We start from the raw sequence: 14,617 nt of genomic DNA, 5'->3' as shown, positions 1-14,617 counted from the left end.
TCGCGCGCCGAAATCACCCGTTCCGGTGAGTAGATCGCCCACAACGGGCTGCACGCCAGGTCAGAAGCTTTTGTGCGGTACACCGACAGTGAGACCGCCATCCACCACGAACTCCGCGCCGGTCGAATACGAGGACTCGTCGGAGGCCAGATACGCCACCAGCGCCGACACCTCATCCGGCTCGGCCGCCCGCGCGAGCGGAATCTGCAGGAAGTCCGCCGGGATCCCCTCGGTCATCGGCGTGGAAATCAGGCCCGGATGCACAGAATTCACCCGAATTCCCTGTGGCGCGAGCTCCAGCGCCGCAGACTTGGTGAGCCCACGCACCGCGAACTTCGTCGCCGTGTACCCGTGCAGGCCAGGACTCCCCCGCATCCCCTCGACCGAGGAGATGTTCACGATCGACCCGCCACCGGCTTCCTTCATCGCCGGAACGGCCGCCTGCATCCCGAGAAACGTCCCGGTCAGATTGATATCGATGATCCGCTGCCACTCGTCCAACGCGAAGTCCACCAACAGATTCCCGTTGACGATCCCCGCATTGTTCACCAGCACATGCAGCCCACCGAACTCCTCGACCGCGGCAGCCACGATCCCCGCCCACTGCTCCGGCTCACGAACGTCGAGATGGCGATAGGTCACTGCGTCCCCGAGTTCCTTTGCCACCGTGGCGCCTTCGTCATCGAGCACATCCCCGATCACCACCGACGCCCCCTCGGCGACAAACCGCCGAGCATGCGCCGCCCCCATCCCGCGCGCACCACCACTGATCACCGCGACCTTGCCGGCCAACCGTCCCATGTCCACATACTCCTTCGTAGAAACCGAACCTCCTCACACCGTAGGAGGACAGCCCACACGATGGGCAGCATTGCTAGAACGCGTTCCAATTTCGCTCCATTCGCGGACGATCCCGGCGAGCGCCACGACCGGAAACAGGAACAACCAGAGGTTGGGAATCCACCACATCAGGCTGTACTCACCCCGAATCACATAGAAGTTCAGCGCCATCAGCCCTGCGGCGGAGGTCAGCGACAACGACACGATGATCAGCGGGATCGAGAGGGCCGAGCGCCTGCCGAGCGCGAGTCCGGCCAGCCCCAACCCGATCGCCGCGGCATCGAGCCCGAGGAAAGACCAGTTCCACTGCTGGAGAAACTCATCCGACCCGACGCTGATCAGCCCCAGTGCGGTGACGACCCAGTAGGCGAGGAAGCCGAGGTCGGTCACCCACATCAGTCGCTTCACCACGCGCAGTTTTTGCATAACCACGGTTACATAATAACGGGTATGTAAACTCTCGTGTCAATGCCGAAAATCGTCGATCACGAAGAGCGTCGCCGCGCGATCAGCGCTGCGGCGTGCCAGGTCATCGCCACCAAGGGCTTGGCGCACACCACCGTCCGCGACATCGCGGCCGAGGCCGGATGCACCACCGGCATGGTCGTGCACTACTTCGCGGACAAACGCGCCGTGCTGCGGGCGGCGCTCGGCGCGGCATCCACCGCTGTCGCGGACCGCGTGACCCGCATGGCCCCCGAGTCCGCCGATCTGTACGAGCTACTGAGTCAGTGCCTGCCGATGGATCGAACCCGTCGTGTCGAATGGCAGGTGTGGATCGCCTTCTGGGACTGGGCCACCCACGACACCGAGCTCGCCGGCGAACAACGCGCGCGTTACCGAGCCTGGCGCGAGGCACTCGAACTGGTCCTGACCTCCGTCGGCTACCGACCGGGCCCCGATCTCGACAGCGCGGCCGAATCCCTCACGATCCTCATCGACGGCATCGGCATCCAGGCAGTCTTCGACCCCGAACGGTTCCCCCCGGACCGTCAGCTGGAACTACTGCGAAACCAGGCCGAACCGATTCTGGCCGAGCTCGAGACGAGATCCTGACTTCGCGCGATCAGCAGGCGATGTTGGTCGCGCCCGACGACTCGAACGAAATATGCACGTGGTCATAGTGGTTCTGCGTGGGGCTGCCGCGATCCTCCATGTAGGACCAGCCGTTGCCGTCGTTGTATCGCTGCTGCCAGATCACGTAGGTGACACCGAAGCGCGCCTTGTTGGCCAGGACGAAATCGGCGATCGTATTGCCCAGGGCAAGGTTGCCCGTCATCACATCGAGCGCTTGCCCCGCACCATGGTCACCGTCGTAGCGACCGTGCGCACCACCGATGTCCGAGACCCCGAACATCTTCTGCAGCAGGTTACCGACCTGCGCCACGTGCGGCAGAGTCCCGTTGAACTCCGTCCCGCACAACACCTTCACCTTCAGCGCTGACAACGCCGCCATCTCGTCATCCGCCCTGACGATCGGCCCCGGCTGCGGCGCATCGTGCGTCGGCGCGGCAGCGATCGGGTCGACCTCGATGGCCGACGTCGACAGCGGTTCGACCGAAGCCACCGCCTCGACCTGCGCACCCGGCCGCATCACCATCATCAACATGCCGGGAACTGTCGCCGCGAGACTGCATACGGCGAGCGGCAGCCGACTCTTGGGAGCCGACGGTTTGCGATGCGAAGCAGTCACGTTGTCTATCACCAGTCATTGTCGAGAGCAGGTCACCGTAAGATTACGAAATGGTCGCGGAAAAGTCACGCCCAGATACGCACCAACAGTTGGACCAGCATCTATCACCCAGCGCGATCCCGCAATCCTTTCGCCGCGTGTCGTTACAAAGACGGCCTGTCGCGATGATCGGCGCAGCGGTTTCTCACCTCTCCGGGACCAACCCGTCAAGGATCGGCATCGCGAAGTCCTCCGCGATCCCGCGTCTGCGTGGAACCCTTCGATCCCACCATCTGGGAGCCGGATTCTGTAGTCGGGTCGAACTGCCGACGCGCGCTTTCGGCTTGTTCGCCGGGCAGCGGTCCAGCGCACCCGGACTGCATCCGTCCACCCCACCGACTGCCGGATATACCACCTCTGACGAGCACCGCACCGAATGTCGGTGCCCCTTGCTACTTTTCGTGCATTCGATCTCCACGAGCTCAGCGAGGACGCATGACCGCCGAAACCACCTATCTCGAACTGTCCGACGACGCGGGCTCCTCGCACAAGTTCTACGAGGTAATCGTCACCGGAACGAACGTCAACATCCGCTACGGCCGCATCGGCGAGCAGGGCCAGTCCAAAGCGAGCTCCTTCGCCACCGAGGACAAGGCGAAGTCGGCCGCGCAGAAAAAGATCGGCGAAAAGGTGCGCAAGGGCTACGCCCCCGCCGTCATGGGCGCGCGTGAACGCCGCACCGTCACCCGCCGCAGCATCACCAGCCAGCGCTCCACCGCCAAGTCGGCCCCCGTGCTGTGGCGCTTCGATTCCGGCGCCGCCGCCTTCGGCATCTTCGTCGACGAGCAGCGCTGCTGGGTCGGCAACGAGGACGGCGAGGTCTTCACCCTCTCCCCCGCCGGCGTCGTCACCAACAGCTACCGACTGCCCGACGCGGTCAAATGCATCGTCGCCGACGACTTCTGGATCTACGCGGGCTGCGACGACGGCCGCGTCTACGACCTGTCCGGCAAGGTCCCCCGCGCCGCCTACGACGTCTCCGCCGACGACGTCTACTGGCTCGACATCCACGACGGCATCCTCGCCGCCTCCGACTCCGCGGGCGGCCTGACCGTCATCGACCACGAAGAGGAATCCCTCTGGTCCGCGCGCAGCAAGGGCAACTCCGGCTGGATGGTCCGCGTCGACCCCACCGGCGTCTACCACGGCCACAGCGCCGGCGTCACCAAGTACCACCTGGAAACCGGTCGCTCCCAGTGGAATTCGTCCACCCGTGGTGCGGTCCTGTTCGGCTGGCAGGAATCCGACACCGTCTACGCGGGCACCTCCCACAACCAGGTCGAGGAAATCACCAAGCAGGGCGCCGCCACCCGCACCTACCAGTGCGACGCCGCCGTCTTCTCCTGCGCCGCCTCCCCCGACGGCCGCTACGTCTTCGCCGGCGACTCCCATTCCTCGGTCTACTGCTTCGACGCCACCGGCACCCGCCTGTGGAAACTCGCCACCGGCTGCGGCTCCGCCTACTCCAGGCAGTACCACGACGAAAAGCTCTACCTGGTCACCACCTCCGGCGCCCTGGCCTGCCTCGACGTCAGCGAATCCGCCATCCGCGACGCCGACCAGGGCGTCCTGCCCACCACCCGCTCGGTGAAAGCCCCCGAGTTCTCCGCCGTAGCCCCCAGCACCACCCTCGAACTCACCACCGACGTAGGCACCGGCGTCATCGTCGAATGCCTCCAACACGGCGACTCCCTCCGCGTCCACGTCATCTCCCCCGGCTACGACCCCGGCTGGAACGTCCAGTTCCCCCGCGACATCCGCCTCGCCGGCGCCCGCTACGTCGTCGACGCGGTCTCCGAATCCGCCCGCGGCGGCTTCTACCGAGTCCGCGGCGACATCCGCCGCCTGGGCTGAGTCCCCCACTGCGGCCCAACCCCGCCGTCATGCCGAGTCCACCACCCATCGACTAGACGACGATGGCCTGGACCCCGATCACCAAATCGGAACACGCGCACGAACGTCGCAGCCTCACCGCCAGCCACGAACGACTACCGTCCGCCAGTCACGAGGTGACGGCTGTGGCTGGCGGCGGGCTGCGTACTCGGGCTGGGTCAGATAGAACGCCGACTGCCGGTGCCGCCGCAGGTTGTGTTCCATCGCGAGTCGCCGATGCCTCAGACTTCGCCCGAATCCGGGTTCAACGCGGCCAGGGTGACAAAGATCGGCACCCCTGGATCGGCCGTGATCCCCCGCCCCCGCAGAAACGCATCGATCATCCCCCACACCAATTCGTGCACCCTGCTGACGAATTCTCCGGAATCCGGTTTCGCGTCACTCAGCCACAGATCAGTCAGCACGATCATCACGCCGACGATCGCCCGCGCCAGATATTCGATCCCCTCGGCATCCAACGGAATCGAATCCGCGACCGCCCGAGCCCTTTCCGCGAAGCGACCCGCCACCGCACTGGCGAGGTCGTACTGGCCTGTCGCACCCTCACGATTCGCACTCGTCTGCGTCAGGAACCGGAAAACATTGGGGTGGGCCAGAATTCCGACGGCATAGTCGGTGAGCGCACGATCGATTGCGGCGTTGGGCGGCTGCAACAGCAGGGTCAGGTCGGTCCCCGTCGCCGCGAACGCCGAGTCGGCGAATCGCGTACCGATGGCGGCGTAGAGGTCACCTTTGTCGGTGAACTGCCGATACAGCCGCGGCTTCGTGATCCCGGCCTCGACCGCGAAAGCCTCCATGCTCGGATGAGGCCCGTCACGATCGAGCACCCGGATCGCGGCGTCGACGATGACATCCCGGCTCACCGGCGGAGGTCGTCGACTGGCGCGGGTCACGGTCGAGACGATACACGTACCAGCAGTACGATCGAGGAAATCCATACACCGAGGGCAAAGGACTCTTTACAGAAGCCACCCCGTACCGGCAGTATCGTTGTCCGTACCGGCAGTACGAACTTCCGGACATCGCATCGAAGGAGACGGTCCGTGTCGGATGCCCTGCGCCAACTCACCGCAACACTCGGCGCCCCACCGCCACCCGACTTCGCCACCCTCACCCCCGACGAGCTGGCCCTCCTCGACAACTACGTCCGCGCCGCCCTCGACCACCGCAAGACCGCCCTCGACGGTGCCCTCGACTCCGGCATGCGCCTCATCCCCCGCCTGGCCCGCCCCGCCGTGAAGAAGGTGCTCGGACTATGACCGCGACCCACCACACCACCGTCGAACTGGCCAAACTGGCCCGCGTCCTCGACCGCGACCCCGCCGACCTGGCATTCCTCGCCACCCTCCCACCTGCGGCCCTCCGCGAATTCCGCGACCAGATCACCGATCTCACCGCCCGCCGCGAAGCCCGCCGCATGCAGCGAGTCGGCGCCGCCGCCAAACTGGTCCCCGCCCCCATCGCCGCCAAGATCACCGAAGCCGCCTTCGGCCCCGTCCTCGCCGCCGCACTCGCCGGCTCCGTCGACCCAGCCCGCGCCGTAGCCATCGCCAGCGCCCTCTCCCCCAGTTTCCTGGCCGACGCCACCCTCACCCTCGACCCCCGCCGAGCAGTCGAACTGATCGCCCAGGTCCCCGGCCCGATGGCCGCAGCCGTCGCCAGCGAATTGATCAGCCGCGGCGACTATCTGACGATGGGCAACCTCGCAGGCTCGGTCCCCGACTCGGTCCTGCGCGCAGCCCTCCCCCACGCCTCCGATCTCGACATCCTCCAGGTCGGCTACTACCTCGAGGAAACCTCAGCAGCCGACCGTCTCCTCACCATCGTCACCGACCGCGTCCCCGGCGTCATCCGCGCAACCCACGACGCAGGCGAATGGCCCAAAGCAATCACCCTGCTAGCCCTCCTCGGCCCCACCGAACGCTCAAAACTGGCAGATGTCGTAGCCGCCCAAGACGACGAAGTCATCGACGGCCTGATCGCCGCAGTAGAAGAAGTCGACGCCTGGGACACCCTCCTCCCCGTAGCAGCAGGCATGTCCCCGCAACCCCTACAACGCCTGGCCCAGCGCCCAGCCATGCAAAACCCCACCCTCCTCACCAAAATCGCCGACCTAGCCCTAACCCAAAACCTCTGGCTCGCCCTGCTCCCCCTAGCCACCCACCTCTCTCCCGCCCAACTCCACCCGGTCGCCGCCCGCGTGTCCGCCGAACCCGACGACGCCCTCACCGACCTGATCGAGCAGGCCCACAACGAATCTCAATGGCAGCACCTGATCCCCGTCGCCCTCTCCCTCGATACCCCCACCCGCACCCGCCTGGCTGCCCTCCCCGTCATGCACCGCCCCGACACCCTTACCGCGGCCGTCCGCGCCACCGCTACCCACAACCTCTGGCCCGAAGCCCTCCCCCTCCTCTCCACCCTCCCCGTCGAAACCCACGACACCCTCGCCACCGCCATCACCACCCTCACCGACGACGAATTCCGCGCCGCGGTGCGCGCCGGCACCACCGCTTCCCCCACAACCCTCCTGGATCTCGTCATCCGCCAGCCCGCCCCCGATCGAGCCCGCTCGTTCGCCCTCATCGAGACGATCCCCGACCTCGAGTCCCTGATAGCCACCCTCACCACCGCCGATCTACCAACATGGGAAGCCCTGTCCCACATCCGAACCGAGTTCTCCTTCTCCCTGCGCGCCCTGCTGGCAGAACAGGCCACCCGATGCGGGCTCCCCATCATCGGCGCCGAACTCACGGCCTGAATATCTCTCACCTCACGCAACTGCCGGTATCTCCTGCAGCCACACCGAAAGCACGCAGCTGCCCGAGCAAGACCGCCCAGATCGACCTAGCGTCTGCGCCACGAATCGTCCGCCCTTGGGAACAGCCATCGTGGCTTGGTTTCGGGTTGTCGGCCAGCTCATTCGACGCCTTTTCGGGCCAGACTCACTGTCGCCGAGGCGAATAGGATCCGAGCCACTTCGCACAGCGCCCTGGTCCATCTGTCAGGATGTGGGTACGGGCACGTGAGGTAGGGGTCGATGCTCGTCACAGGACATCTGCGGATTCGGCATCAGTTCTTCGATCGGGCTGCACATCGGCCGATGGCCGTCAGGAGGGATGAGATTGACCAGCGCACACGGCGACGTCACCATGCCGACCCAGGTTCGCCAGGTCGATCGGGCGCTCCGGGACATCTATATCGACACCGCGCTATTGGATATCAGCGATCTCGACGGCCGGCCGGCCGCGGAGGTGGAACCGCGCGCTCTGTCTCGCGCTCTTACCGCCCAGGCGGTCAGGATGGTCACCGGATTCGGTCATCACGAGGCCGCCCTCACCGTGATCGACGGGGCATCAGACCAGGGAATCGACGCGATCGCTGTGGTCGATGGCGCGGACCCGCACATCTACCTCGTGCAGGCGAAATGGAGCAAGGCAGGTAAGGCACACAGTGATCGTTCGGCGGTCATGGAGTTGCTGGCGGGGTTGCGGCTGATCGATGATGGTGACTTCGCACCGTTCAACCCCCGCGGCCGCGCACTCGCCGCACGTGCCCACGCCGAGATGACTCGACGGCCGGTTCCCATTACTCAGGTCGTTGTGCTTATGCGTGCCGACGAGGTAACAGCCGGTTTTACCGACGCGTTGGTCAACGGCGAGAAGGAGTTCAATCGACACGGCGACGTGCTCGACCATCGAATCATCCTCGCCGGCGAGGTATGGGAGTCGATCCGGAACGACCTGACGCCGCCGCCGGTGAATCTGGACGTGGAGCTGTTCCCGTGGTTCGAGATCGGATCACCGCATCCGTCCTTCCATGGAGTGGTGAACGCCGGGGATATCGCTCGCTGGGTCGACACCGGATCAGATCTGTTCAGCGCTAACATTCGAAATCCGCTCGGTCGGACACCCATCAACAATGAGCTGATCACGACGTTGACCGAGGAGCCCGCAAACTTCTGGTACTTCAACAACGGCGTCACGGTGCTTTGCGAGACAGTCGAACGCACCACGCACAACATGCGATCACCGCACAATCGGCCACTGTCACTGATGCTGCATGGAGCAAGCGTCGTCAACGGCGCGCAGACCGTGAAGTCGATTGCCGAAGCGGTTCGCCAGGACGACACAGCCGCAGAGGCGCAGGTCAGCGTGCGCATCATCGTCACCGGCGCGGCGAAGGATTTCGCCAAGCGAACAACGCAGGCGACCAACCGCCAGAACCGAGTCGAGGCGCGCGATTTCATCGCTCTAGAACCCCTGCACGCGGCAATCATGGAGGAGATGCGCGCCGAGCTCGGGCTCGAATACAGCGTGCGGCGAGGCGAACTCGAGCCGCCGGCGGATGCAGGCTGTTCGGTGGTGGAGGCAGCGTGCGCGCTGGCCTGCGCCCACCCTGACAGTCAATACGCAGCGCGCATCGCGACAACGTTGGATGTGCTGTGGGAGCGGGGTTCTCAGGGCATTCACGACGTACTGTTCCGTCCACGGCCCAGCGTCTACCAGTTGTGGAACGCAGTGCTGATCCTGCGCACGGTGCAACGCACCTTGCATCAGCTGCGAGGCCGTTTCGCGCGCCGTGGCGTCGTTCTGATGGATCACGGTATGTATCTGTTGACCCATCTTGTGTTCCGGAAACTCGACGCGGACGGAATCGATGAGGCCGATCCCGATCTGGCATGGTCCGAGCAGGCCATCGCACAGGTTCCAGACCTGGTGAAGCGGCTGGTTCCACAGGTGGCCGCGACAATTGATGAGCGTTTCGGGGACCGCGCGCGCCTGCAGGCGGTGTGCTCGGACATCGACCGATGCCGAGAAATTGCTGAGTACATTGTGCACGGCGACACACGGTTCTCGGATGCAAAGGCACGTCAGTACCGCAGGAACACCACGTCACGGCCCCGCCGCCGCCCAAACGCCGTGACAGTGTTGATAGACAAGGGCGTTCTCGCCGAGGGCACGCCTCTCATCCTGTCGGACAACTTCCCGGTGGAGACAGCGGCATTGGCGGCCTGGCTGGCTGAGGACCCGAAGCGCACACGCGCAACGTGGGTCGCGCACCGGCAACGACCCGTCCTGTGGGCGGCCGACGGCAACCGATACTCCCCGTCGGGTCTGATCTCGCACATGTGGGAGCTCGCCGAGTGGACAGGTCGACCGGTCGCCAACCAGGGCACTACCCGGTGGATGACACATAGCGGAGAAACATTGGCGGATTTGGCTGGACGGGTTCTTGACCAACTCGAGGATTCCACGGAAGACGCCGAGTAGTAACCATCCAGCCACACACGCTACCGCCCCGATCTCGCACGGCTAGCCCGATGTCGGCCCGTCCGGCGACGGTTCGGTGACCATCAGCCGTTCCAACGCGTCGGCTCCCTCCCTGGTCAGTTCATCGTCGGGGCCACACACCAGCAGCGCGTCCTCATGGAGATCGGAAAGGACTGCGATCGCCTCATCTCGTTCACCCGCGAGAGCCAGGATTCGTCCGAGGGTCAGTCGAAGTTCCATGGCCATTCGGCTGCCGTCGCTGTGGATCTTGGAGACGTCAGCCAAAAGGGTTCTGACGCCGGACAGGGCTCCGGTGAGGTCGCCGAGTTCGTACCGGCAGTTCACGGCCTGCTGCCTGCACTCGAGCGCATCCTCGTCAGTAGCTCCGCCGATCCGGGTGAATGCCGTTCCCAGGCTGTCGAATTCGGATCGCGCCTTGCGGAAATCGCCACCGAGCAGGTGGGCCAAGGCAACATCGAGGCGTAGGTAGAGAACGCGCCGATTGTCAGGCCCGAATGCCCTTGCCGCCGTTTCGAGCAGGCTGCCGACAACATCAGCGGCTTGGCGGTAGCGTTTGGCCTCGACCAACGACAGGTATTCGCTGGCTCCCTGAGCAAGTCGCTTCTCGAGAGCCTCGTCGCTGACCGGGACAGTCTGCGGCATGGCTGCAGCGAATCGCTGAGTCGGGGCGACCCGATCCATCCGCACCGGCCCGTTGGGCTGCCGGAATATTCGGGTCGGGTCGGGCACGCCGGACGGGTACGTCATCGGAAGGGACTGTGCGGTACCTGCGACAGGCAATATCGGCAGCAGCCGCTCGTAGACCTCGGCGGCGTCGACCGGTCGATTCTCGGGCAGTTTCGCCAGCAGATCGAGCACGAGTTGATCGAGCGCGGCGGGCACCTCCGCGCGAACCTCCCGCAAGGGTGTCGGGTCGGTGTAGGCGTGATGTTGCATCACACTCAGGCTCGTACCCGCGAAAACTGCGTAACCACTGAGCATTTCGTACAGGACGCACCCTAGCGCGTAGAGATCTGTGCGTGGCGTCGCTTTGTCGCCGATGGCTTGCTCGGGAGCCATGTAGGCGAGCGTACCGAGGGCCGCGCCGGTGTTGGTCAGCTTTGGCGTACCCGGCGCGAGCAGCGCGGCGATCCCGAAGTCGATGATCTTCACCGTGCCGTCGGGGGTCACCAGAATGTTGTCGGGCTTGAGGTCGCGATGGACCACGGGCAGCACGTGGGCGTAGGAGAGTGCGGTGGCGACCTGGGCGGCGATCGATGCAGCCCAGGTCACCGGCAGCGGGTTGTCCGGGCTCAGGAACTCGCGCAGGGTAGTTGCGCCTTCAACGAGTTCCATCACCAGATACACCTGATGCAGGGCGGCGTCGAGGACCGCGTCGTACACCTGTGGCACGCCGTGGTGCCGGATACGGGCGGTGATCCGCGCTTCTCGGCGGAAACGCTCCATGAAATCGACTGCGTCAGACTCGGATTGGACTCGCACCAACCGAATCAGCTTGACCGCGACCTCCCGATCCAGCACGGTGTCGTAACCGCGCCAAACCGATCCCATGCCGCCGTGCCCGATCTCCTCGATCAGGTCATACCGCCCGATGCTCTTCTCCGGCACCGCAACCCCCTGCTCTCCTACGCCGGCGCGACTACGCCTCGGGCAGCCCGTGCCGCCTACGGATCAACCGGAACGCCGCGGTGCGCGCCTGACGGTCCAGATCGTTCTTGAATTCGGTGTTCTGCTGTGCGAAGTATCGCGCCCCTAGATCAGTCAGGGTATCGAAGTGGTCGACCATTTTCTCTTCGAAGACCTTGTCGAACACCACCCCGAAGTCGTCGGAGTTCTTGTTGCCGAGGGCGGCCTGCTGCACTCGGTCGTCGTCGACCGCGGCGTTGAACGGCTTGGCCACGTGCTCTTCGGAGAATTCCGTACCGTGCCGTTCGTTGAACCGCTCGACCAGTGACGACAGCAGCGACTTCTCCGGCTCCTTGGCTGTCCCGGTGCCGTCCCCGAACCCCGGCAGTTCCTGCGATCCCTCCGGAGTCAGCCCCAGATCGTATTGGCCGGTCTGCTCCAGCCGCAGATGACTCAGGTCCACCTCACCGATGTCGATACCGCCATCGGCTCGACGGGGCAGTCGGTTGAGCAGGTGACGACCGTACAGATGCAACAATTCCAGGTCCGCGTCCTGGTAGGGCACGATCTGGGCGAGGAACCCGTATTTGCGGACGTAGTCGTTGAGGTCGGCGCGGAACGACTCCGCGAGCGCGACATCGTCTTCTTCGTCGCTGTTGAGGAATACCTCGAACCGGTCGACGGCCGGTGCCAGCAAGCGGTACAGCTCGGCGTGCAGCTTGGCCCATTTCGCCTGCGACCCGGCGGCCTGCCGTTCGGCGGTCAGGTAGGCCGCCGCGAAGTCCTGCATCTCCTGGGTAATTAGAATCGGGGCGCCGAGCACGCGGTCCCGAGCGACGTAGAGCAGATTCGGATCGGTCGGCAGGGTGAACGCGTCTTCGTAGTACGGGGCGAACGATTCCTGGACCTTGTCGGCCTCGTTGACGAAGTCGAGCACCACCAGGTCCTGCTGCGACTTGCGTTCGGTAGTTCTATTGAGCCGCGAAAGTGTCTGCACCGCAGCAATACCCGTCAGCGCCTTGTTCACGTACATCGTTGTGAGCAGCGGCTCGTCGAAGCCGGTCTGGTACTTCTCGGCGACGACCAGGATGCGATATTCTTTCTGCCCCTTGCCACTCGCCTGCGTCGCACGATCGTCGGCCCGGGTGTATTTGAACGCCTTCGGCAGCGCGGATTCCGCGAGGCCGCCGTTCTCCTTCGGCTCGGTGGTCTCCTCGCCATCGATAACGAGCGGCCCCGAAAATGCCACGAGCACACCGATATCGGGATACGCGACGTCGTATTCACGGTCGCCGATGTAGCGTTTGATGGCACGCGCCATCATGACCGCGCTATGCCTCGACGCGGTGACAACCATGGACTTGGCGCGCCCACCGAGCCGCCCGCGTGTGTGGGCGACGAAATGTTCGACGATCACCTGCGCGTGCTGTTCCACCGAGGATGGATGCATGAACGCGGTCCTGGCAAGCAGGCTCGACGCCTTGGCATCCGGAACCTCGATGTCCTCGGGGTTCTGGTTGACCAGCCGATAGTAGGCCTTGTAGGTGACATAGTTCCGCAACGGATCGAGGATGAATCCCTCGTCGATGGCCTGGCGCATCGAATACGTATGGAACGGACGATATTTGCGGCTGTCAGGGTTGCTGGTCTCGTCGGGTGTTCCGAAGTTCTGCAGCGTCTTCGATTTCGGCGTCGCGGTGAACGCGAAGTAGGAGATGTTCGAGGCTTTCCCCTTGGCCACCGCCTTGCGACGTAACTGCTCGTCGACGGTCAGTTCGACGGCACCTTGATCCTCATCGTCAGCGTCGAGACCCATGTCTCGCAAGGCAGTACGTACCGCCGAGGCGGCGTCACCGGACTGGGAGGAATGCGCCTCGTCGATGATGACCGCGTAGCGCCCGCTGTTCAACTCCGCCTGTTCACGACGCAGATAGTCCAACAGCGCCGGGAAAGTATGCAAGGTGACCGTGATGATCTTGCCGCTCTCCGACTTCAGCGCCCGCGCCAACTGCTCCGACTTGGACCCGAGCCGGTCGTCGATCTTCACGACCAGACCCGTGTGCCGTTCGAACCCGCCGACAGTGTCGCTGAGCTGGGAATCCAGATTGCGACGGTCGGTGATGATGATGACCTTGTCGAAAACCGGTGTACCCGGCTGCAATCCGGCTTCGCGCGCCTCCGGGTCGAGGTTGTCCAGATGCGCGGTGTGCAGGTCGCTCAGCCGGTGCGCGAGCCACCCGATGGTGTTGGACTTCCCCGAACCAGCCGAGGCCATCACGAGGTAGTCATGCCCGGCGCCGTGGGTGGCGGCATGCGCGCTGAGCTTTTTGACGACATCCCACTGGTGGTAGCGCGGGAAGATCGTGGACCGGGACTTCTTGCCGCCCACCGCAGGCTTCTCCGTGGTGTGGACGAATCGCTCCAACAGGTCGAGCCAGTTGTCGGGCTGCAACACCTGATCCCACAGGTACGAGGTCGCGTACTTGCCCGGTTCCGTAGCAGTCGGGTTGCCTTTACCACCGGCATTTCCCGGCCCTTCCGAGCCGGTGTTGAACGGAAGGAAAACCGTTCCCGCTTTGCGCAACTGAGTGGTGACGTACACCAGATCCGGGTCGACCGCGAAGTTCGCGATCACCCGATGCTTGAAGATCAACTCGGTTGGATCCCGATCCTCCCGATACTGCTTCTTCGCCTCCTCGACCCCCTGCCCGGTCAGCGGATTCTTCAACTCCGCTGTGGCGACAGGAATCCCATTGAGTAGCAAAGCGAGATCCAGGCGCGGCCGAGAGGCACCGGGCTTGGTCGCGTAGGGCAGTTCCCGCACGACAGTCAGCCTGTTTGCTCGGTAGGCGTTCAGAAAATCTTCGGAACCAACGAGATTCGGCTTGAAGTAGGCCACCCGAATCAGAACTCCCCGATCCTTGACTCCCTCTCGCAGAACCTTCACCAGGCCCTTCGCCACCAACTCCTGCGCCAGCCGCTTGGCGAAACCCTTCTGCGCCTCATCCTGGTCCTCGCCGTACGTGGCGACCAGGTTGTCCCACTCCGGTTGCTGAGTCTCGGAGATGAACGTCAACAACTCCCCCACATCGAGCGCGAGCTCAGCGTGGTACTCGTGCGGATTCCCCTCGCGCCAACCGTTGTCCACCATCGCCGCGACGATGGCATCCCCGAATGCCGCTTCGCTGTGTACCGACATGGTCCCCTCTTTCGACAATCATTCTGTTGCAAG

General features: G+C 64.5%; 11 protein-coding genes. 5 read left to right on the top strand and 6 right to left on the bottom strand.

Annotated elements, in window-relative coordinates; translation table 11 throughout:
* Window positions 1-60: 60 nt before the first annotated feature.
* The gene (locus tag ACFTS5_RS27535) at window positions 61-801 is read right to left on the bottom strand and encodes a glucose 1-dehydrogenase (protein ID WP_378636439.1); all 741 of its coding nucleotides are present in this window, start codon (window positions 799-801) and stop codon (window positions 61-63) included.
* A 33-nt stretch (window positions 802-834) separates the two neighbouring features.
* Entirely contained in the window at window positions 835-1,236 is a 402-nt protein-coding gene (locus ACFTS5_RS27530) for a DUF5360 family protein (protein ID WP_378636810.1), read from the bottom strand.
* 72 nt (window positions 1,237-1,308) lie between these two features.
* Between ACFTS5_RS27530 and ACFTS5_RS27525 the strand changes: the two genes are divergently transcribed.
* Window positions 1,309-1,896: a TetR/AcrR family transcriptional regulator gene (locus tag ACFTS5_RS27525; protein WP_378636437.1), complete on the top strand. Its 588-nt coding sequence runs from the start codon at window positions 1,309-1,311 to the stop codon at window positions 1,894-1,896.
* A gap of 10 nt (window positions 1,897-1,906) precedes the next feature.
* Here ACFTS5_RS27525 and ACFTS5_RS27520 read toward each other — a convergent pair whose 3' ends face one another.
* A complete protein-coding gene (locus tag ACFTS5_RS27520; RefSeq protein ID WP_378636434.1) occupies window positions 1,907-2,533 on the bottom strand; it encodes a hypothetical protein in 627 nt (208 codons plus the stop codon).
* Window positions 2,534-3,007: 474 nt separating this feature from the next.
* Here ACFTS5_RS27520 and ACFTS5_RS27515 point away from each other — a divergent pair, with 474 nt between their 5' ends.
* Window positions 3,008-4,426, top strand: a complete 1,419-nt coding sequence (locus tag ACFTS5_RS27515) for a WGR domain-containing protein (RefSeq protein ID WP_378636432.1) — start codon at window positions 3,008-3,010, stop codon at window positions 4,424-4,426.
* 260 nt (window positions 4,427-4,686) lie between these two features.
* Here the strand turns inward: ACFTS5_RS27515 and ACFTS5_RS27510 are convergent, their stop codons facing one another.
* Window positions 4,687-5,358, bottom strand: a complete 672-nt coding sequence (locus tag ACFTS5_RS27510; RefSeq protein ID WP_378636429.1) for a TetR/AcrR family transcriptional regulator — start codon at window positions 5,356-5,358, stop codon at window positions 4,687-4,689.
* A 150-nt stretch (window positions 5,359-5,508) separates the two neighbouring features.
* Between ACFTS5_RS27510 and ACFTS5_RS27505 the strand changes: the two genes are divergently transcribed.
* The 3 genes from ACFTS5_RS27505 (at window position 5,509) to ACFTS5_RS27495 (ending at window position 9,738) form a co-directional block, all read left to right on the top strand.
* The gene (locus ACFTS5_RS27505; protein ID WP_378636426.1) at window positions 5,509-5,724 is read left to right on the top strand and encodes a hypothetical protein; all 216 of its coding nucleotides are present in this window, start codon (window positions 5,509-5,511) and stop codon (window positions 5,722-5,724) included.
* Window positions 5,721-7,226, top strand: a complete 1,506-nt coding sequence (locus ACFTS5_RS27500; RefSeq protein WP_378636424.1) for a hypothetical protein — start codon at window positions 5,721-5,723, stop codon at window positions 7,224-7,226. Before ACFTS5_RS27505 ends, ACFTS5_RS27500 begins: the two co-directional genes overlap by 4 nt.
* Window positions 7,227-7,590: 364 nt before the next feature.
* Complete coding sequence (locus tag ACFTS5_RS27495; protein WP_378636421.1) at window positions 7,591-9,738, top strand: AIPR family protein; 2,148 nt, start codon at window positions 7,591-7,593, stop codon at window positions 9,736-9,738.
* Window positions 9,739-9,780: 42 nt separating this feature from the next.
* Here ACFTS5_RS27495 and ACFTS5_RS27490 read toward each other — a convergent pair whose 3' ends face one another.
* Window positions 9,781-11,367, bottom strand: a complete 1,587-nt coding sequence (locus ACFTS5_RS27490; RefSeq protein WP_378636419.1) for a protein kinase — start codon at window positions 11,365-11,367, stop codon at window positions 9,781-9,783.
* A 31-nt stretch (window positions 11,368-11,398) separates the two neighbouring features.
* Window positions 11,399-14,584: a type I restriction endonuclease subunit R gene (locus ACFTS5_RS27485; protein ID WP_378636416.1), complete on the bottom strand. Its 3,186-nt coding sequence runs from the start codon at window positions 14,582-14,584 to the stop codon at window positions 11,399-11,401.
* Window positions 14,585-14,617: the final 33 nt, after the last annotated feature.

It is taken from the genome of Nocardia sp. NPDC056952 (assembly GCF_042674185.1).
In the GTDB taxonomy this organism is placed as follows: Bacteria; Actinomycetota; Actinomycetes; order Mycobacteriales; family Mycobacteriaceae; genus Nocardia.
Note: the sequence above shows the minus strand (reverse complement) of the source record. Positions and strands in the feature narration are given on the sequence as shown.